The organism is Micromonospora sp. WMMD967, from assembly GCF_029626165.1.
Classification (GTDB): domain Bacteria; phylum Actinomycetota; class Actinomycetes; order Mycobacteriales; family Micromonosporaceae; genus Micromonospora; species Micromonospora taraxaci.
In genome coordinates, this window is the sequence record NZ_JARUBK010000001.1 from 6036097 (window position 1) to 6054661 (window position 18565).

At 70.4% G+C, this 18565-nt stretch carries 18 protein-coding genes; 11 read left to right on the forward strand and 7 right to left on the reverse strand.

What is annotated here, in order from left to right; genetic code table 11:
- Positions 1-510: 510 nt before the first annotated feature.
- Positions 511-1098 carry a hypothetical protein gene (locus O7631_RS27165; protein ID WP_278146889.1) on the reverse strand — a complete coding sequence of 196 codons (588 nt, stop codon included), beginning with the start codon at positions 1096-1098 and terminating at the stop codon, positions 511-513.
- A gap of 326 nt (positions 1099-1424) precedes the next feature.
- Between O7631_RS27165 and O7631_RS27170 the strand changes: the two genes are divergently transcribed.
- The 3 genes from O7631_RS27170 (at position 1425) to O7631_RS27180 (ending at position 4665) form a co-directional block, all read left to right on the forward strand.
- The gene (locus O7631_RS27170; RefSeq protein WP_278146890.1) at positions 1425-2444 is read left to right on the forward strand and encodes an aldo/keto reductase; all 1020 of its coding nucleotides are present in this window, start codon (positions 1425-1427) and stop codon (positions 2442-2444) included.
- Positions 2445-2836: 392 nt separating this feature from the next.
- A complete protein-coding gene (locus tag O7631_RS27175; protein WP_347403524.1) occupies positions 2837-3748 on the forward strand; it encodes a LysR family transcriptional regulator in 912 nt (303 codons plus the stop codon).
- The gene (locus O7631_RS27180) at positions 3745-4665 is read left to right on the forward strand and encodes a serine hydrolase (protein ID WP_278146891.1); all 921 of its coding nucleotides are present in this window, start codon (positions 3745-3747) and stop codon (positions 4663-4665) included. The genes O7631_RS27175 and O7631_RS27180 overlap by 4 nt, the downstream gene beginning before the upstream one ends.
- On the opposite strand, the gene O7631_RS27185 is transcribed toward O7631_RS27180, so the two are convergent.
- Positions 4662-5633, reverse strand: coding sequence for a CPBP family intramembrane glutamic endopeptidase (locus O7631_RS27185; RefSeq protein WP_278146892.1), 972 nt, complete (start codon positions 5631-5633; stop codon positions 4662-4664). The two genes, O7631_RS27180 and O7631_RS27185, sit on opposite strands and share 4 nt — an antisense overlap.
- Before the next feature lie 115 nt (positions 5634-5748).
- Positions 5749-6654, reverse strand: a complete 906-nt coding sequence (gene bla / locus O7631_RS27190; protein ID WP_278146893.1) for a class A beta-lactamase — start codon at positions 6652-6654, stop codon at positions 5749-5751.
- Between the two features lie 315 nt (positions 6655-6969).
- Here bla and O7631_RS27195 point away from each other — a divergent pair, with 315 nt between their 5' ends.
- Positions 6970-8034, forward strand: a complete 1065-nt coding sequence (locus O7631_RS27195) for a PHB depolymerase family esterase (protein ID WP_278146894.1) — start codon at positions 6970-6972, stop codon at positions 8032-8034.
- Between the two features lie 10 nt (positions 8035-8044).
- On the opposite strand, the gene O7631_RS27200 is transcribed toward O7631_RS27195, so the two are convergent.
- Positions 8045-8572 (reverse strand): MarR family transcriptional regulator, encoded by a 528-nt coding sequence (locus tag O7631_RS27200; protein WP_278146895.1) that lies wholly within the window; start codon positions 8570-8572, stop codon positions 8045-8047.
- 128 nt (positions 8573-8700) lie between these two features.
- Here O7631_RS27200 and O7631_RS27205 point away from each other — a divergent pair, with 128 nt between their 5' ends.
- The 7 genes from O7631_RS27205 to O7631_RS27235 all read left to right on the forward strand — a co-directional run bounded on the left by O7631_RS27205 (position 8701) and on the right by O7631_RS27235 (position 15960).
- The gene (locus O7631_RS27205) at positions 8701-9672 is read left to right on the forward strand and encodes an aldo/keto reductase (RefSeq protein WP_278146896.1); all 972 of its coding nucleotides are present in this window, start codon (positions 8701-8703) and stop codon (positions 9670-9672) included.
- 65 nt (positions 9673-9737) lie between these two features.
- Entirely contained in the window at positions 9738-10829 is a 1092-nt protein-coding gene (locus tag O7631_RS27210; protein WP_278146897.1) for a Gfo/Idh/MocA family oxidoreductase, read from the forward strand.
- 204 nt (positions 10830-11033) lie between these two features.
- Positions 11034-11930, forward strand: coding sequence for an ABC transporter ATP-binding protein (locus O7631_RS27215; protein ID WP_278146898.1), 897 nt, complete (start codon positions 11034-11036; stop codon positions 11928-11930).
- A complete protein-coding gene (locus tag O7631_RS27220) occupies positions 11927-12676 on the forward strand; it encodes an ABC transporter permease (RefSeq protein WP_278146899.1) in 750 nt (249 codons plus the stop codon). The genes O7631_RS27215 and O7631_RS27220 overlap by 4 nt, the downstream gene beginning before the upstream one ends.
- Positions 12677-12690: 14 nt before the next feature.
- On the forward strand, positions 12691-13845 hold the full coding sequence (locus tag O7631_RS27225) for a sensor histidine kinase (RefSeq protein WP_278146900.1): 1155 nt from the start codon (positions 12691-12693) through the stop codon (positions 13843-13845).
- Positions 13842-14492, forward strand: a complete 651-nt coding sequence (locus tag O7631_RS27230) for a response regulator transcription factor (RefSeq protein ID WP_278146901.1) — start codon at positions 13842-13844, stop codon at positions 14490-14492. Before O7631_RS27225 ends, O7631_RS27230 begins: the two co-directional genes overlap by 4 nt.
- 154 nt (positions 14493-14646) lie before the next feature.
- Positions 14647-15960: an aspartate aminotransferase family protein gene (locus O7631_RS27235; protein WP_278146902.1), complete on the forward strand. Its 1314-nt coding sequence runs from the start codon at positions 14647-14649 to the stop codon at positions 15958-15960.
- A gap of 252 nt (positions 15961-16212) precedes the next feature.
- On the opposite strand, the gene O7631_RS27240 is transcribed toward O7631_RS27235, so the two are convergent.
- The 3 genes from O7631_RS27240 to O7631_RS27250 all read right to left on the reverse strand — a co-directional run bounded on the left by O7631_RS27240 (position 16213) and on the right by O7631_RS27250 (position 18564).
- Positions 16213-16386, reverse strand: coding sequence for a hypothetical protein (locus tag O7631_RS27240; RefSeq protein WP_278146903.1), 174 nt, complete (start codon positions 16384-16386; stop codon positions 16213-16215).
- A gap of 393 nt (positions 16387-16779) precedes the next feature.
- The gene (locus O7631_RS27245) at positions 16780-17085 is read right to left on the reverse strand and encodes a hypothetical protein (RefSeq protein ID WP_278146904.1); all 306 of its coding nucleotides are present in this window, start codon (positions 17083-17085) and stop codon (positions 16780-16782) included.
- A 57-nt stretch (positions 17086-17142) separates the two neighbouring features.
- Positions 17143-18564, reverse strand: a complete 1422-nt coding sequence (locus O7631_RS27250; RefSeq protein ID WP_278146905.1) for an NAD(P)/FAD-dependent oxidoreductase — start codon at positions 18562-18564, stop codon at positions 17143-17145.
- Position 18565 lies beyond the last annotated feature (1 nt).

An 18565-nucleotide genomic window follows, 5' to 3' on the forward strand; every position in this document is an offset into this window, starting at 1 on the left:
GCCGCGTACGTAAGTGACGGGCGCGTCGGACAGCTACGGCGAACGTCATGCACCACGCCGGGCGACCATGCCGCACTCGAGCCGGCCGGCGACGAACCGGGTGTGCGATTCAACGGCTGGCGGCGCGGCCCAACGGACGGCGTGCGACCCCCTGTGCGCCTGATCCGCCTCAGCTGAAGACGCAGATACACATGGACAGTTGACTGCGGGAGCTCTTCACCCGACTCGAAGCCGGCCCGGACCTGATCCGCACCCTCGACGCGTACTACCTGCACGACATGTCCCGACCGGCGACGGCACGGGGCGCTGGGCGTCCACACCCGCACGCTCGACTATCGCCTACGGCGCGTACACGAGCTGATCGGGCTGCGTCCCGCCTCGACCCGCGGTGTGCGGATCCCGACCGCCGCAGTCGCCTGGGCCTTCGCCGACCGGCTGCGGGAGGCATGACGAGGCCGACCGATCGCCGCTGGCGGCGCGGCGGTCGGCCGGCTCGTCCGCGCCTCCGCGTCAGCAGGCAACCTGCACGATGGGTGACTGTGTCGTCAGGGTCACTGACGGCGGGTAGTAGCCGCCGGGAGCCGTGTACGTGTGGATGCCCTTGGTGACGTAGTAGTTCGGCACACCCTGGCAGATCGTGAAGGCGACGCCGGTGTACTTCTTGGTCCCCGGGCCGGAGTTCAGGCTTCCCACCGACACCAGGAAGAAGCCGCTGCCGGGGACGTACTGGTACAACTCGGCTTGAGCACCGATGTACGGGATCGGCGCGTCACACCACGAATCCGCCTTGCCGTCGAGGCTGCCCGGGATGCCGTTACCGCCGGTCGACCCGTGTGGATACTGGGCCCGCGCGTTGCAGGTGATCACATCCGCGGCGGCTGCCGTGACCGGCCCACGAGCGGTCGACGTCGGGCTGAACGTCGGCGTCGTCGCTGCGGCCTGCCCCCCGGCCAGAGCCTGTGCCGCTGCGAGCACCGGCTGGGGGATCGTCCCGGTAGCCATGGCAGGCCCTGCCGCACTGGCCGGAGCAGCAACGGTGGCCCCGGAGGCCGCCAGCAGTGCGGCGAGCCCGATGCCGAGCATGCGACGTCTGAGCATCTTCCCCTCCTACAGATCGTTCCCCGAGGTGGCGGGGAATCGGAAACACGGTGAGGAAACTATTCAGCGGAAGCCGTGCCGGCGTCTTCGTGAAGAATCGCAAACCTACGCCTGATCGACTTGCGTCTTTGTCATGCCGCACAACGGGCGGCACCGCCCGGCCTGTCGATCTCAGCCACGTCGCGTTACCTCCGTCACTTCGCTTGGCATCCGGAACGTCGTTCCGTATGTTGTTTACCGGAACAGCGCTCCGGTTGGGTGACACACTGAACCGGACGGGCTGCCACCACATCGAGGACCGCCGGACGTCTGAAGGAGAAACAGTCATGCAGTACCGCACCTTGGGTCGCACTGGTGTGCAGGTCAGCACCCTCGTGCTCGGCGCGATGAACTTCGGCAGGATCGGCAACACCACCCAGGAGGAAGCCACCGCCATCATCGACGGCGCGCTCGACGCGGGGATCAACCTCATCGACACCGCCGACGCCTACAGCGGTGGCCAGTCCGAGGAGATGGTCGGTAAGGCCATCGCCGGCCGCCGCGACGACGTCGTCCTGGCCACCAAGGCGACCCTGCCGATGGGCGACGAGCGCAACCAGCGGGGCGGCTCACGCCGCTGGCTGGTCACCGCGCTGGAGAACAGCCTGCGCCGCCTCGGCGTCGACCACGTCGACCTCTACCAGATGCACCGGTGGGATCCGACGACCAGCGACGACGAGACGCTGTCGGCGCTGACCGACCTGCAGCGCGCCGGCAAGATCCGCTACTTCGGCTCCTCGACCTTCCCGGCCTACCGCATCGTGCAGGCGCAGTGGGCTGCCCGCGAGGGGCGTCTGAGCCGTTACGTGACCGAGCAGCCGAACTACTCGATCCTGCAGCGTGGGATCGAGACCCACGTGCTGCCGGCGACGCAGGAGTACGGCATGGGCGTGCTGGCCTGGAGCCCGCTGGCATCGGGCTGGCTGTCCGGGGCGATCCGCGCCAACCAGCAGATCAGCACGAACCGCTCGGGCTTCATGCAGCAACGCTTCGACGTCAGCATCCCCGCCAACCGTGCCAAGCTCGACGCCGTCGAGCAGCTCGCCACGGTTGCCGACGAGGCTGGCCTCAGCATGATCCAGCTCGCGCTCGGCTTCGTCACCGCGCACCCGGGCGTGACCAGCGCGATCATCGGCCCCCGTACGATGGACCACCTCAGCTCGCAGCTCGCCGCCGCCGACACGGTGCTGTCGGCCGACGTGCTGGACGCGATCGACGCGATCGTGGCTCCCGGCGTCGACCTCGCCGCCCACGAGAAGAACGACACCCCACCCGCTCTGCTGGAGCCGGCGCTGCGCCGCCGCTGATCGGTCGGCACGCCGTCGACCAGGCGGCAGGCGGACGTGCGTGACCTCGTACAACGGTGTAACGAACGCCCGATCCGGAGACGCGCGCCATGAGTCCTGCCGCAGCGAGCGTGCGCCCGCTCGCTCCCGCGTCTGGCCAGCGGAGCGGTGACCAGGCGCACGCTCCCCCGCAGGGCGAAGCCCGCCCGAGCGCACGGCGAGTGCTACGCGGGGGCGTCGTCCTGGCGGGCCGGTCCGAAGAGGGTCATGACGAGGGCCACGATGCTGAAGAAGCCTGATCCCAGGGCCAGCAGAAGCGAGGATACGAAGGCAGATGGTGATGGCACCCAGCCACCGATGCCGCTCTTGATCCCTATGGCCTCACCCATGCGTTCCGGATATAGGTTGGCGGGATGGACATCGTCGCCGCGTGTCGGGCCTACGTCGCCGTCAGCGGCCACGGCAGCTTCACCTCCGGCGCCGCCGCGGCGCGAATCCCCCAGTCGGTCGCCAGCCGCCGCATCGCCGCCCTGGAGGAGCACTTCGGGGCGAAGCTGTTCGACCGCACGTCCCGCGCGGTCCGGTTGACCCCGTTCGGGCAGGACATGCTGCCGACGGCGCGACGCCTGGTCGACCTTGCCGACGCCATGGCCGACGACGCCGAGCGGGCCCGGTTACGGCCGTTGCGGATCGCCGTACCCGAGATCTGCCCGCCGCACCGCCTGGCCGCTCTGGTCGTCGCGGCGCGACGGCAGCGGGTCCATCTGGAGGTACGGCCGGCCGGCCCGCAGGAGCGCGAACGGCTCTGCCAGACGCTTGAGGTCGGTGCCGGGGTCGTGGCGGTGCCAGAGGCGGTGGCGGTCTGGCGGGTACCACTCGGGCTGGCCGCCCGGACTCCCTTCCCGGCGCCAACGGTGTTCCTGGATACGCTGCGCAGCGGCCGGGGCCGTGCGCAGGCACGCCGGCGGATCCTGATCCAGCCCGAGGACGACGTCCCGCACCTGCGCGACCCGCTGGCCCGCGCCGCCCAGTCGGCCGGCCTGGCACCGGCCCAGGTGTCGATCGCGCCATCCCTGGTCGACGCCGCCGCGGCGGCCCTCGGCTCTCCCGATCTGCTGCTCTGCTCGCGCCAGCAGGCCGAGGACTTCAGCCTGCACTGGTGCCCCCTCGCCGGCCCACAGCTGCTGCGGGGCTACGACGTCGCCGCCGGTGTACGCGAGGACCTCGCCCACCTACGCACCGTCCTGCACGCGGACGTCGCGCGATGCCTGGGCGCGACCGGGGACGGCGAACCCGGTGCACGCCCGACGGGAGATGCGGGATGAGCGCCACCGCCGTCGTACGCAACGCGCGTGACCTGCTTGACGACGCGGGACTGCACGGTGCCTTCCTCGTCCGCGACCTCGACACCGGCCGGGAGATAGGCTTCGACGCCGACGTCCCGTACCCGTCGGCGTCGCTGGTCAAGGTGCCGCTGGCCGTCGCCGTCCTGGAGCGGGTCGTGCGCGGGGAACTCGATCCCGCGACGCCGGTCGACGTCACGCCCGGTCGCATCACCACCCCCGGTCCGACCGGGCTCAGCCGCTTCCGCCATCCCGCGCGGATCTCCGTGGACGACCTGCTCTACCTCAGCACCTCCGTCAGCGACGGGGTCGCCGCCGACGCCCTGTTCGACCTCGTCCCGCCGGCCGGGGTCGCCGCCGAGCTGCGGCGGCTGCGGATCGAGGGCATCACGGTGCGGCAGCGGGTCGGCGATCTCGCCGAGACGCCGGCGGAACGATTCGGCCCCGACGACGTACACCTGGCGCATTCCCTCGCCATCGGCGCGGCGACCCCCGGGCAGGGCCATCCGGTCGCCCACCTGGACGTCACCCGCGCCAACGCGGGGTCGGCGCGTGCCTTCGTCGACCTGCTGCACGCCCTCTGGCGCCCCTCGACGATCCACGAGAGCACCGCCGCCCGCGTACGCGCACTGCTGGCCGACAACCTGCACCGGCAGCGGCTCGCCCCCGATTTCACCTCTGATGCGTCCCGCTGGTCGTCGAAGACCGGCACCCTGCTGCACCTGCGCCACGAGGTGGGGGTGGTGGATCATGCCGACGGGCAGTCGTACGCGGTCGCCGCGCTCACCGCCTCCCGGGTGCCCGCCGTCGCACAGCCCGGCAGCGAGGCGACGATGGCCCAGGTCGCCCGGAGCCTGCACGATCACCTGCGGACGGGCACGCCGCCCTGGTGGGGCTAGTCCACGCTGTTGGTCCGCGCTCGCCGCTCGCGCAGCCAGACCAGCAGCACCATGGCGACGTTGACGGCACCGAGGATCAGCAGGGACGCGTCACCGGAGTCGGTGGACCGGTCGATCGCGTAGGGCTCGCCGTCCGCCATCACCGTGTTGACGATTCCGAACAGGACGTTGTTGGCGACGTGGAAGGCCACCGGCGCCTCGATGCCGCGACTGATGACGGCCATCACGCCGGTGCTGACACCGATGAACGTGTAGTAGCCGAACAGCCACGGGTCGGTCGACCCGTGGACCACGGCGAAGCCCAGGCCGGAGACGACGAGCCCGACGACCAGGGCCGGACGCACCGCGCGCACCCAGGACGCGGCGGCGGGCAGCACGGCGCTGCGGAACATCAACTCCTCACCGGCCGACTGCAGCGGCGTACTCAACACGGTGACCGCCAGCACGCCGACCGTCGTGCCGGTGATCCCGAACGCCGTCCACCCCGGGGAGTCCGGCGCGACAAGCGCCACGACACCGATCCCGACACCCACCAACAACACCGCCGCGCCCAGGTAGTACGCCAGGCGGCGGGCGTCGAAGGCTCGGGGAAAGCTGATCAGGCTCCGCCACGGGACCCTGGCGATCCACACCAGGAGCAGGATCGCCAGGACGCCCGCCGCGCCGATGCTGATGTTGACGGCCAACAACTTCAACGGCGTGAAGTCCGCCGACATCGGGTCGTCACTGCCCTCGACGACGCCCACGACCTGGTAGAGCACCACCTGCAGAAGCAGCATCACCAGCGGCGGCACCAGGATGACCACGAGCGGCTTCCACCAGCTCATCCGCAGGTGGGCGCCGAACGGCCGGGAGCTGTCGACCGCCGGCCCGGACCGCGCCGAGGCCAGGAGACGCGAGCCGCTCGCGGCAGGAGGTCCCGGGCGTTTCGTCCCTTGCCAGGGTCCGTCGGATCGTGGGGCGCTCATCGGGGGTCCTTTCGAAGATGCTGGACGTCCCATTGCAGCGCGCACCGGGCAGGCCGTGCAGTGACACCGTGTCACCAGCTCACCGTGACATTCCGACGTGCGCGTCCGACCACCGTCACAGCGCGCTGATGGTGACCTCCGCAGCCTGGGCGATCAGGGCGTCGTCGTAGTCGGCGTCCTTCTGGTCGCGGGTGGACAGCACTGCGAGGACGATCGGCGCGCGGTCCGGAGGCCAGATCACCGCGATGTCGTTGCGGGTGCCGTAGCCGCCGGCACCGGTCTTGTCCCCCACGACCCAACCATCGGGCACGCCGGCGCGGATCAGCTTGCCGCCGGTGGTGTTGCCCTTCAACCAGCCGTTGAGCACGGCGCGGTCCGCCGGTTCGAGGGCGTCCCCCACGGCGTACGCCCGCAGATCCTCGGCCAGGGCCGCCGCGGTGCTGGTGTCCCGGCGGTCGCCCGGCTTCGCCTCGTTGAGTTCGGTCTCGTAGCGCGCCGGATCGGTGACCTTGTCCCCCACCTCGCGCAGTTCCTTCTCGAACTTCTGCGGTCCGCCGAGCTGGCGCAACAGCAGGTTGCCTGCGGTGTTGTCGCTGTACCGCACGGCCGCGTCGGCGATCGCGCGCAGCGTCATGCCCGTGGCCACGTGCTGCTCCGTGATCGGTGAGTAGGTCACCATGTCGTCCGCCGAGTACCGCACCACCCGGTCCAGCTCGGCGTCGGTGGTCCCGTCGAGAACCTCGGCGGCGGCCAACGCCTTGAACGTCGAGGCGTACGCGAACCGCTCGTCGGCCCGGTACCGCACCGTGCGCCCGGTGCCGGTGTCGATCGCGTAGACCCCGAGCCGCGCGTCGAAGTCCTCCTCCAGTCGCCGGAACTCATGTTCCCGGTCGATGGCGGTGGACGCGGTGACCGTTACGGCGCGGTCCCGCGTCCGCTGTTCAGCGGCATCGGTGGGGCCGCACGCGGCCAGGGACACCGCCGCCATCGCGGCGACCAGACGGTGTGTCGCAGAAGTCATCGTCGCTCCTTGTCGGTGCCGTCGGTCCGGTGCGGGCGGCACCGGTCGGGCAGGACTCGACAGTGGCAGGGATCCGGCATGCGGTCGAAGACAGAACTGGCGTTCTTCATGCTGATGTGGCATCGGCGGGCACGATCAGTGACACCACGTCACATGCGGTGATGACACCGTGCCACTGACGGGAAGGCGGCGCCCGCGCTGTCATGGGTGCATGTCCACCACACCCGTCGTCGAAGTCGAGCGGCTGAACCTCACCTCCGGCGACTTCCACGCCGCCAGGGACCTTTCCTTCCCCGTACTGGAAGGAGAACCCGCGTGACCTCGTCGCCACCCCCATCGGACGTCCGCACCGAGCCCGCCCGCCCTCGGCTACGGCGCTGGCTCCGGATCGTCGCCGTCGTCCTCGCCGGCGTCGTGGCCACCGCCAGCCTCGGCGTCACCGCCCTTCAACTCGGTCTGCCGTGGCAGATGGGCGAGGGCGACCGCAACCACGTCTACGAGGGCGACGTCGGGTCGCAGCGCTACCAGGTCCACGTTCCACCTCAGCACGACGGGACGGCCCGGCTGCCGGTCGTCATGGCGATCCACGGCTGCGCGATGACGGGCTACGGGTGGAACTCCATGAAGTCCACGACGCAGTTCAACCGCCTGGCCGACCGGGAGGGCTTCATCGTCGTCTACCCCACGCAACTGATCTCCCGAAACGTGATCGCCTGCTGGAACTCCGGCGACCCCCGCGAGCAGCACCGGCACACCGGCGAACCCGCGCTGCTGGCCGCTGTCGCCCGCCAGGTGGTCGAGGAGTACGACGCGGATCCCGCGCGGGTACACGTGGCCGGTGCCTCGTCGGGCGCGGGAACCGCAGTCATCCTCGCCGCGACCTACCCCGACGTCTTCGCCACGGTGACCTCGGTCGCCGGCGGCGAGTACGGACTCAACCAGGTCGACCCGGACGACCCGGGCTCGACGCCACCGCTGGACACGGCACGCCAGGCCTGGGCCCAGATGGGCGATCGCGCCCGTCGGGTGCCGATGCTGGTCATTCAGGGCGAACGGGACGACGTGGTGCCGCCCCTGGTCGCCACCCGCCTCGTCGAACAGTGGACCGCGGTGGGCGACCTCGTCGACGACGGGCTACCCAACGGCAGCCTCCACCCGACCGAGGAGACCGTGTCCGTGCCGGCGGGCGGGGGTCGGCACGCGTACACGCATTCGACGGTCACGGCGCCGGACGGCTCCTCGATCGTCGAGGCGTACCGCGTCCAGGACATGGCGCACGCGTGGCCGGGCCCCGACGGCGACGGCCGCTACACGGATCACGCCGGCCCCGACGCCAGCGAGATCGTGTGGAAATTCGCCAAGCGCCACCCGATGCGGTGAGCCCAGATCCCTACGGCCGCGGCGCGGGTGCCTCTGGCGGTGCCGTGGGGCGGTCGATGGCGGCCGCGACCGCGGTGCCGATGCGCGTCAACGTCGCCAACTCGTGGGGTTCGAGTTCGTCGATCAGATATTCCCGGACCGCCGCGACGTGGCCCGGCGCCGCGCCCACGACCGCCTGGTAGCCGGCCTCGGTCAGCACGGCGTTGGTGCGCCGGCCGGCACCGGGGACTCGGGCCCGCGCGAGCAGTCCGCGTTTCTCCAGCCGCTCGACGACGTGTGACAGGCGGGACAGCGACGCCGCCGTACGGGCAGCGAGGCGGCTCATCTGCATCGTGCGCTCGGGTTCCTCGGAGAGCACCGAGAGCACCATGTACTCGAAGAAGGTCAGCTGGGACTCGCGTTGCATTCGTGCGTCCAGGGCAGCCGGCAGGCTGATCATGATCGCGGAGTTGGCCAGCCACGCCGCCCGCTCGTCGTCGCTCAGCCAGCGGGATCCGGCAGCAGGCCCGCTGGCCCTTCCCTCCCCTGTCTCGGTCATGAGGATGACGATACAAGCGGTTTGTTGACGCTTCAAGTTGCAGGGTGTAGAACTTGAAGCGTCAAGTTCGGTCGGGTGTGTCTCCCTGGACGCGCGAACCGGGCCCCCGCTACACGGAGGGATGGCTCATGCACACCACATCGCTGGGAGGCCTCGAGGTCTCACGTATCGGCCTCGGCGCCATGGGAATGTCGGCGTTCTACACCGGTGCCGGCCGCGACGAACCCGGCTCGATCCGTACCATCCACCGCGCCCTGGATCTCGGCGTCACCCACCTGGACACCGCCGAGGTGTACGGGCCGTACGTCAACGAGGAACTGGTGGGTCGCGCGATCAGGGGTCGCCGGGACGAGGTGGTCCTGGCCACCAAGTTCGGCCTCGTCTCGCACACCGGCAGACCAGGTCCGGACAGCACCCCGGCCACCATCCGCGCCGCCGTGGACGGATCGCTGCGGCGGCTCGGCACCGACCACCTCGACCTCTACTACCAACACCGGGTCGACCGCCGGACCCCCATCGAGGAGACGGTGGGAGCGTTGCGCGACCTCGTCACCGCGGGCAAGGTACGCCACATCGGCCTCTCGGAGGCGTCCGTGACGACGATCCGACGGGCCCACGCGGTCCATCCGGTAGCTGCCGTCCAGACGGAATACTCGCTGTGGACCCGCGACCCCGAGGCCGAGGTGCTGCCCACTCTGCGGGAACTCGGGATCGGCCTGGTTCCCTACTCGCCGCTCGGGCACGGCTTCCTCACCGGCGACATCCGCTCACTCGCCGACCTCGACCCCACCGACTGGCGGCGCACCAACCCCCGGTTCACCGGTGACAACCTCACGCGCAACCTGCGGATCCTCGACGAGGTCCGCGACATCGCCGACGAGGTAGGGGCCACGCCGGCACAGATCGCCCTGGCCTGGCTGCTCGCTCAAGGCGAGGGAATCGCACCTATTCCGGGCACCAAGCGTGTCAACCGCCTGGAAGAAAACGTCGCCGCCGACAGCATCCGACTCACCGCCGGCCAGATCACCCGGCTGAACAACCTGACGCCGGCGTCCGGCGAGCGCCACTCCAAACCCGACATGGCCGCGATCGACGGCTGAGAAGAGCAGAACATCACGCGGCCGGCCGGATTCCGGTCGCACGTCAAGGAACGGAGTCACTCATCATGCAGGGTAAGGCAATTCGGGTCGGCATCATCGGCGCGGACACGAAGGCGAGCTGGGCCGGGGCCGCACACATCCCCGCGCTGGCAGCACAGCCGCAATTCGTCCTGGCCGCCGTAGCGACCCGTCGCGAGGAGAGCGCTCGCGCGGCCGCGGAGGCCTTCGGCGCCGCGCGTTGGTTCGCCGATCCGCTCGAGCTCATCCACGATCCCTCGATCGACCTCGTCACCGTGGCGGTCAAGGTCCCGGCCCACCGCGACCTCGTGCTCCCCGCCCTCGCGGCGAACAAGGCCGTGTACTCCGAGTCGCCGCTCGGCGCGACCATCGCGCAGACCGAGGAGATGGCCGAAGCCGCCCGGGGACTACACACCGCGATCGGCCTCCAGGGCCGGCTGAACCCCTCGGTCCGCCGAGCGGCAGAGATCATCGAGGCGGGGCGACTCGGGCGGATCCTCTCGGCGCGGGTTACCGCGACGACGTTCGGATACGGCCCCGAGTCGACGAGCGCGTACGAGTACTTCGACAAGGCGGCGGCAGGCGCCAGCTTCCTGACCATCACCGCAGGCCACGTTCTCGACGTGGTCGAGGCCGTCCTCGGCCAGATCACCGAGATCGACGCGCGCACGGAACTCCTCTGGCCGAAGGTGAAGCTGGTCGACACCGGAACGGTCACCGCCCGGGAGGTGCCCGATCACCTCGACGCCATCGTCAAGACCTCGTCGGGTGCCAGCGCGGGGGTGCAGATCCTGGCCGGCGTACCCCCGACGGACGCCGCGTTCAGCCTGAAGGTCCGTGGCTCGGACGGCTGGCTGAAGCTGACCGGCGACCACCCGGCGGGCGTTCAGGTCGGCGACCTCACGCTGTCGTCGAGCGTCGACTTCGCCGCGCCGGACCGCCCCGTCGCCACCGGCACCGGCCCGACCGCCGCGGAGATCTGGACCGGCGCGGCCATCAACGTAGGCGAGGTGTACGCCAGCCTGGCGCGCGATATCGCCAACGGCACCCACCACACTTCGGGCTTCGAGCACGCCGCCCACAACAGCCGGTTGATCGCCAGAGTGGAGCGGGCCGCCCGAACCGGCACGCGCCAGTAGAGGTTCAGACCGTCGCCCGCGTCGCGCACTGGCTCCCCCGCGGTGGCCGCCGCGATCTGACACGACCGTCGGCGGGGCGGCGTTCGCGTCGGTGAAACACCCTGACGTAGCGACGCCCCCGTAGAACCTGGGTACCAACGGTCGGCCGGAAGAGCCGACCGCGGTACCACGTTGGGCGCCGCGCCCGGACCTAGCGTGGTGAGCATGATTCAAGTACGCGAAGTAACCAAGCGGTACGGCGCGAAGACGGTCGTCGACCAGCTGTCGTTCACCGCGAAGCCGGGACAGGTCACCGGCTTCCTCGGGCCCAACGGCGCCGGCAAGTCGACGACCATGCGGATGATCGTCGGCCTCGATGCGCCGACCTCGGGTGACGTGCTGGTCAACGGCAAGCCCTACACGTCGTCGAAGGCACCGCTGCGCGAGATCGGCGTTCTGCTCGAGGCCAAGGCCGTGCACCCGGGGCGTACGGCGGTCAGCCACCTTCTCTCCATGGCTCGGACGAACGGCATTCCACGCTCGCGCGTCGACGAGGTGCTCGAGCTGGCCGGCCTCTCGGCCGTCGCCCACAAACGGGTCGGCGCATTCTCCCTCGGCATGGGTCAGCGGCTCGGCATCGCCGCCGCGCTGCTCGGGGACCCGGCCGTGGTGATGCTCGACGAGCCGGTCAACGGCCTCGACCCCGAGGGTGTCCTCTGGGTACGTGACCTGCTCAGCGGCCTGGCCGCTGAAGGCCGCACCGTGATGCTGTCCTCGCATCTGATGAGCGAGGTCTCGCGGATCGCGGACCACCTGGTCATCATCGGCCGGGGCAGACTGCTGGCCGACACCACCGTGGCCGATCTCGTGACCGCCGAGGGGGTCCGGGTCGTCACTCCCACCCCGGACGCGCTGCGCACGACGATTGCCGGCCCGGGCGTCACTGTCACCTCGACAGGTGCCGAGGAGCTGCTCGTCGCCGGCACCACCGCCCGCAAGATCGGGCTGGCCGCGGCCGCCCGCGGCATCCCGCTGTTCGAACTCACCCCGCAGAACGCCTCCTTGGAGGAGGCGTTCATGGACCTGACCCGCGACGCTGTCGAATACGAGGCCGCCCGATGAAGATCACCGCTGGTGGCGTCACCGCCGCCGAATGGACCAAGTTCTCCTCCCTGCGCTCCACCTGGATCACGACCGGCATCTCCGTCTTCCTCCTGATCGCCTTCGGCATGATCGCCGCGGCGTCCTTCTCCGGCGACAACATGAGCTCGGTGGGCCTGGTCCTGTCCGGCAGCGGCCTGGCCGCCCTGTCCGTCGGTGTGCTCGGTGCGCTGCTGGGCGCGGGCGAATACACCACCGGCATGATCCGGGCGACCCTCGCCGCGGTGCCGCGCCGGTTGCCGGTGCTGTGGTCGAAGAGCCTCGTCGCTGGCTCGGCCGCCTTCGTCACGATGACCGCCGGCGCTTTCGCCGCTTTCGCGGCAGGGTCGGCCGTACTCAACGGCAACGTCGACCCCTTGGGCCTCGGTGACGACGGTGTGCCGCGGGCCCTGCTCGGCGCCGGTCTCTATCTCGGCCTGGTCGCGGTGCTCGGCGTCGCGCTCGGCATGCTCGTCCGCTCCAGCGCCGGTGCCATCACGATCCTGGCGGGTCTGCTGCTGATCGTGCCCGGTCTGGCCCCGCTGCTGCCAGACTCGATCGCCGATGCCGTCACCCCGTACCTGCCCAGCAACGCGGGCAGCGCCGTGATGGCACTGGCTCCCACGGACGGCACGCTGGGTCCGTGGGCCGGTCTCGCCGTCTTCGCCGGGTACGTGGTCGTGGCGCTCGCCGCTGCCGCCTATCGGCTCAAGAAGACCGACGCGTAAGGGAGACTCGGGCGATGAGCACGCAGGGATGGCTCGTGGACCGACAGGCACGGCTGCGGGCGTTCGACCGGCGCCACCGGTGGGTCACCGACACCCTGGTAGCCGTCCCGATCGTGCTCTTCAGCATCCCGAACATCATCGAGAAACCCCTGTCGGCGACCATCGCGACAGTGGTGCTGCTGCCACCGCTCTACTGGCGGCGGCGGTACCCGTTCCCGGCGTTCCTGGCCACCGCGGTCACCGACCTCCTCCTGGTCGGTCTGGACACCGGCGTCGGCGCCGGGGTGATCCTGCTGGTGATGCTCTTCGGGGTCGCCTCCCGAGGTGCCTGGCAGTCGCTGGCCTGGGCCTCCGCGATCACGGTGGCCCAACTGCTCGCGGAGATCTACCTGCTCGGGTCGGTCACGGAGAACCGCACCCTCACGTCGTTGTTGGCCCTCGGGGCGACAGTGGCGGCGATCGCGTCCGGCGTCGCGGTGCGCACCCGCCGGGCGTACCTCGTCGCCCTGGAGGACCGGGCCGCCCGCCTCGAGATCGAACGGGATCAGCAGGCCCGCCTGGCCGTCGCCGAGGAGCGGGCCCGTGTGGCCCGCGAGATGCACGACATCGTCGGCCATCACGTCTCGGTGATCGTCGGCCTCGCGGACGGCAGCGCCGCCCTCGCCAGATCGCGGCAGGAGCAGACCGCCGAACCACTGCGGCTGATCGGCGAGACCGGCCGCCAAGCGCTCGCGGAGCTGCGCCGGGTGCTGGGCGTGCTGCGCGGGGAGGACACCGATCCGCAGCTGAGACCGCAGCCCGGCATCGACGATCTCGACCGGCTACTACCGAGTGTGCGGGCAGCCGGGCTGCCGGTCACCTACTCCACCTCGGGCGAGCTGCACACCCTCGGCAAGGGGCTGCAGCTCGCGGTCTACCGCATCGTCCAGGAAGCGCTAACCAACACCCTCAAACACGCCGGACGGGGCGCGACCGCTGACGTACGTCTCAGTGTCTCCGACGGAGAGGTACGGGTCCGCGTACGCGACAACGGCCGTGGCGCCCCCGCCGCCCCGAGCCACGGCCTGCTCGGCATGCGTGAACGCGGGGCCATGTACGGCGGGGTGGTGACCGCCGGCCCGGCCGAACACGGCTGGGTGGTCGACGTCGTCCTCAAGGAGCCCGCATGACAACAGTGCTGATCGCCGACGACCAGCCGCTGCAGCGCATGGGTTTCAAGATGCTGCTCGATGGCACCTCCGGAATGACAGTGGTCGGCGAGGCCTCGAGCGGTGCCGAGGCGGTGCGGATGGTCGACCAGAGCCGCCCCGACGTGGTGCTCATGGACGTACGCATGCCCGGCATGGACGGCATCGAGGCGACCCGCCGCATAACGGCGGGCGGCTCGCGCACCCGCATCCTGATCCTGACCACCTTCGACCTGGACGAATACGTCTATGCCGGGCTGCGGGCCGGGGCGAGCGGCTTCCTGCTCAAGGACGCCCGGCCCGACGAGCTCATCGCGGCCATCCGCGCCGTGGCTGCCGGCGACTCGGTGGTCGCTCCCAGCCTGACCCGCAAGCTGATGGACGCCTACCTGCAGGAACCGGCGCCCACGTCCGAGGATCCGCGCCTGAGCACGCTGAGCGAGCGGGAGCGCGAGGTGCTCGAAGCGATCGGCCAGGGCGCCACCAACACCGAGATCGCCGAGCGCTTCACGCTGACCGAGTCGACAGTGAAGAAGCACGTCGGACGGGTCCTGTCCAAGATCGGGGCCCGCGACCGGATCCAGGCGGTGATCTTCGCGTACGACAACGGACTGGTTCGCCCTCGCTGATGGGCGAAGGGCAAGACCCGCCGTGGATCCGTATAGAGCTTCCGCGACCTCGTGGCCAGGCGCCCGAACTGGTCCGGCCGGCGAGCAACATTCCGGCCGCAGTGAGCCGCACCGGCCGATGGACGGGTCTGTCCGGGCTGCCTAGCGTCGGTCCATGGCTGATTCGTTCTGGTCCGACGCCGATCGTCACCTGGTCCGCTACATCGGCGCCGGCAGTTTCGTACGTGAGATCATCGACCGTGCCGAGGGCAGCTTCGTCTTCACCGCCGACGGCCGCCGCCTCCTCGACTTCACGTCGGGGCAGATGAGCGCGATCCTCGGCCACTCCCACCCGGCCGTCGTAGCCACGATCCAGCGGCAGGCAGCCACTCTCGACCACCTGTTCAGTGGCATGCTGAGCCGGCCCGTGGTCGAGCTGGCACGCCGCCTCGCCGGCTCGTTGCCCGCGCCGCTGGAGAAGGTCCTGCTGCTCACCACCGGCGCGGAATCCAACGAGGCGGCGATCCGCATGGCGAAGCTGGTTACCGGCCGGCACGAAATCATCTCGTTCGCCCGGTCCTGGCACGGGATGACGCAGGCTGCGGCGAGCGCCACCTACAGCTCGGGACGCAAGGGGTACGGGCCAGCGGCGCCCGGCAACTTCGCCATCCCGACGCCGAACGCGTACCGACCCGACTTCACCTCTCCCACCGGCGAGTTGGACTGGCGGCGTCAGCTGGAGTTCGCGTTCGAGCTGTTCGACGCCCAGTCGGTGGGCAGCCTGGCGGCGTGCGTCGTCGAACCGATCCTCAGCTCCGGTGGAGTGATCGACCTGCCGCCGGGATATCTCCTGGCGCTGCGCGACAAGGTGCACGAGCGGGGCGGGCTGTTGATCCTCGACGAGGCGCAGACCGGTCTGTGCCGCACCGGCGAGTGGTACGCGTTCCAGCGTGACGGCGTCGTGCCGGACATCCTGACCCTGTCCAAGACGCTCGGTGCCGGCCTGCCGCTGGCTGCTGTGGTGACCAGCCCGGAGATCGAGCAGACCGCGCACGAGCGCGGCTTTCTCTTCTTCACCACGCACGTCTCGGACCCGCTGGTGGCCGCGGTCGGCAACACGGTCTTGGACGTGCTGGAGGCCGACCGGCTCGACGATCAGGCGGCGCACCTGGGCTCGTACCTGCGAAAGGGCCTTCAGGAGATCAGCGAACGGCACCCTGTGATCGGCGACGTGCGGGGCCGCGGGCTGCTGGTCGGGCTCGAGCTGGTCAGCGACCGGGAGTCGAAACGACCGGCCGACGCGCTGGGCGCCGCAGTGACAGAGCGTTGCCTGGAGCTGGGCCTGCACATCAACGTGGTGCAGCTGCCCGGCATGGGCGGCGTCTTCCGCATCGCGCCGACGCTCACCTCCAGCCACGCGGAGCTGGACCTGGGCCTGGAAATCCTCGACCATGCACTCGCCGACGTGGTGCCGCAGTTCACGCCCTGACACTCCAGCCGGGGATCGTGGTCCCGGTTGGGGGTGGGCTTGTCGGGCGGGGTCGGCTTCGAGAATCGGCCCGCTCGAATGGCTCTGGCGGTGCCTCACCTGGTGGCAGCGGGTGCCGATCCGCCGCGCCTGATGGGCCTCGACCTCGAGCGGCGCCCGCTGCTGAGCGGCCCGGCGAACGAGTCTGCCAACGGTGGTACGGCTGGCCGCCGTCGGTGGTCGGGTTCTTGCCGCGCTCGTCCCGGGACAGATCTATGCGGGCTCGCGCACGCCGCCGGCGTTGCCACCATCATCCGGCATCGGTTCGACCGGGGCTTCGGGCAGTTCGTCCGCCGCACCGGGCAGTAGGACGCCCGCGTCGTCGGGCACCGGCTCACGCGGATCGATGGGCGGATACTGTTCGGGGTCGAGATCCGGTGCAGTCATCAGGTGAGTATCCGTCGTCTTCCGTACCGCCGCTCGTCTGGCCCGCGAGCCGGACGGCCCTCCCCCTGCCTTGGGCGACCGGCGGCACCGGTTCGTTGGCCGCCTGCCACCTCGAACAGTGCCGCTCGGCGTCGCGCCGGATCGCGGGCATGAACTGGACGAAGCGGTTGCAGTCGTAGACGTTTGCCAGCAACCCAAAGCCCGAATGATCGCCGGCGCCGAAGGGGTGGCCGGCGACCGGTTCAGGACAGGGGTAGCCATTCGAGCGACGTCGTCATCTCGGAATGCTCCCGCTGCCGGAGTCACGCTGAGACCGGTGCCAACCGGGCCAGCGGGAGCGTCCCGACGGGCGTAGGCGTCGTTCCCGCCTACGCCCGTCGGAGCTTGCCATCCTCAGGCCTGCTCGATGTCCGAGAACAGCCCCTTGAACGTGACCTGCGTGCCCACGAGGGTGCCGAAGACATCAGCGGCAACGGTTGTCGCGACTGCCGCGGAGGCGTCTTCGTAGCTGTCGAAGTAGAGGTCGAGCGTCCGGTAGGCGGGGGTAGCGGTGCCATCCTCCTTCGGCCACACCTTCGCGGACTCAAGGCGCTGCAGCTTAGGGAACGTCGCCGCGGCAGCCTTGACGTCCGCGTAGGCCCGCTCGAAGTCGTCGGGGTTCGCAGGGTTGTCGACGATGATTGTGATCTTGGTGGGCATGGGGCTCTCCTCAGTCTTTGCTCTATTTCGGACAAAACCAATACTGCGGACCTGAATTCAGCGGCCGTAGGTCTCCAAGAGCCGCAGCCACACCTCACTGACGGTCGGGTAGGCCGGGACCGCGTGCCACAGCCGGTCCAGCGGGACCTCGCCGACGATGGCGATGGTCGCGGCGTGGATCAGTTCCGCGACGTCCGGGCCGGCGAGAGCGAAGCCCACGATCACCTTCCGGTCCTCGTCGACGACCATGCGGACGTGCCCCCGGTAGCCATCGGCGTGCAGGGAAGCTCCGGCGACAGCCCCAAGGTCGTAGTCCACCACCCGGATCCGCAGCCCAGCTGCCTCGGCCGCGGCCGCGGTCAGGCCCACCGACGCGATCTCCGGGTCGGTGAAGACCACCTGCGGCACCGCACGTTCGTCGGCCGTCGCCACGTGCCGGCCCCACCGGCCGTCCTCGACCTTCTCGCCCTTCGCCCGGGCCACGATCACGTCGCCCACCGCCCGCGCCTGGTACTTGCCCTGATGCGTCAGCAGCACCCGCCGGTTCACGTCGCCCGCCGCGTAGAGCCACTCGCCGCCGCCGACGACGCGCAGGGTGTCGTCGACCGCCAGCCACGCACCGGGCGCGAGCCCGATGCGGTCAAGGCCGATGTCCTGGGTGTTGGGTGTACGACCGACCGCTACCAGCACCTCGTCGGCCTCGACCCGCTCGCCTGCGGCGGTCTCGATGTGGACGGTTCCGCTGTCGTCTCGCGTGACGGCGACGGCCTCCGCGCCGAGGCGTACGGACACACCGGCCTCGCGCAACGACTCCGTGACCAGTTCACCGGCGAACGGCTCCGCCGACGGCAACACACCATCGCGGGCCAGCACCGTCACCGCAGACCCCAGCGCGGCGAACGCGGTCGCCATCTCGGCCGCGACCACGCCACCACCGATGATGGCGAGCCGACGGGGAACCGAACTGGCCGAAGCAGCCTCGCGACTGGACCACGGCGTCGACTCGCGCAGCCCCGGGATATCCGGCAACAGGGCGCTGCTGCCGGTCGCGACGACCACGGCGTGCCGCGCGGTCAGCGTCGTCGTGACACCGTCGACGCCGGTCACCTCGACAACGCGGGCAGAACTGATCCGCCCCTGACCGCGGTGCAGTGCGATGCCAGCCGACTCCAGCCAGGACACCTGACCGTCGTCCTGCCAATGCGACGCGAAGGAGTCCCGCCGGCCCAGCACCGCAACCGCGTCCAGGTCTCCCGTCACCGCCTCCCGCGCACCCGGCAGGTGGCGAGCCGCGCGCAACGCGGACGCGCTGCGCAGCAACGCTTTGGTCGGCATGCAGGCCCAGTACGAGCACTCACCGCCGACCAACTCCCGCTCGACAATCGCGGCGGTCAGCCCGCCCCGCACGACCCGATCGGCCACGTTCTCCCCGACCGGACCGGCACCGATCACGACGACGTCGTACTCGATGGTCGTCATG

Excerpts from the sequence above, each read along its gene's own strand:
- O7631_RS27165 (WP_278146889.1), bottom strand. The coding sequence starts at position 1,098 with ATGCTCAGACGTCGCATGCTCGGCATCGGGCTCGCCGCACTGCTGGCG.
- O7631_RS27170 (WP_278146890.1), top strand. The coding sequence starts at position 1,425 with ATGCAGTACCGCACCTTGGGTCGCACTGGTGTGCAGGTCAGCACCCTC.
- O7631_RS27175 (WP_347403524.1), top strand. The coding sequence starts at position 2,837 with ATGGACATCGTCGCCGCGTGTCGGGCCTACGTCGCCGTCAGCGGCCAC.
- O7631_RS27180 (WP_278146891.1), top strand. The coding sequence starts at position 3,745 with ATGAGCGCCACCGCCGTCGTACGCAACGCGCGTGACCTGCTTGACGAC.
- O7631_RS27185 (WP_278146892.1), bottom strand. The coding sequence starts at position 5,633 with ATGAGCGCCCCACGATCCGACGGACCCTGGCAAGGGACGAAACGCCCG.
- bla (WP_278146893.1), bottom strand. The coding sequence starts at position 6,654 with ATGACTTCTGCGACACACCGTCTGGTCGCCGCGATGGCGGCGGTGTCC.
- O7631_RS27200 (WP_278146895.1), bottom strand. The coding sequence starts at position 8,572 with ATGACCGAGACAGGGGAGGGAAGGGCCAGCGGGCCTGCTGCCGGATCC.
- O7631_RS27205 (WP_278146896.1), top strand. The coding sequence starts at position 8,701 with ATGCACACCACATCGCTGGGAGGCCTCGAGGTCTCACGTATCGGCCTC.
- O7631_RS27210 (WP_278146897.1), top strand. The coding sequence starts at position 9,738 with ATGCAGGGTAAGGCAATTCGGGTCGGCATCATCGGCGCGGACACGAAG.
- O7631_RS27215 (WP_278146898.1), top strand. The coding sequence starts at position 11,034 with ATGATTCAAGTACGCGAAGTAACCAAGCGGTACGGCGCGAAGACGGTC.
- O7631_RS27220 (WP_278146899.1), top strand. The coding sequence starts at position 11,927 with ATGAAGATCACCGCTGGTGGCGTCACCGCCGCCGAATGGACCAAGTTC.
- O7631_RS27225 (WP_278146900.1), top strand. The coding sequence starts at position 12,691 with ATGAGCACGCAGGGATGGCTCGTGGACCGACAGGCACGGCTGCGGGCG.
- O7631_RS27230 (WP_278146901.1), top strand. The coding sequence starts at position 13,842 with ATGACAACAGTGCTGATCGCCGACGACCAGCCGCTGCAGCGCATGGGT.
- O7631_RS27235 (WP_278146902.1), top strand. The coding sequence starts at position 14,647 with ATGGCTGATTCGTTCTGGTCCGACGCCGATCGTCACCTGGTCCGCTAC.
- O7631_RS27240 (WP_278146903.1), bottom strand. The coding sequence starts at position 16,386 with ATGACTGCACCGGATCTCGACCCCGAACAGTATCCGCCCATCGATCCG.
- O7631_RS27245 (WP_278146904.1), bottom strand. The coding sequence starts at position 17,085 with ATGCCCACCAAGATCACAATCATCGTCGACAACCCTGCGAACCCCGAC.
- O7631_RS27250 (WP_278146905.1), bottom strand. The coding sequence starts at position 18,564 with ATGACGACCATCGAGTACGACGTCGTCGTGATCGGTGCCGGTCCGGTC.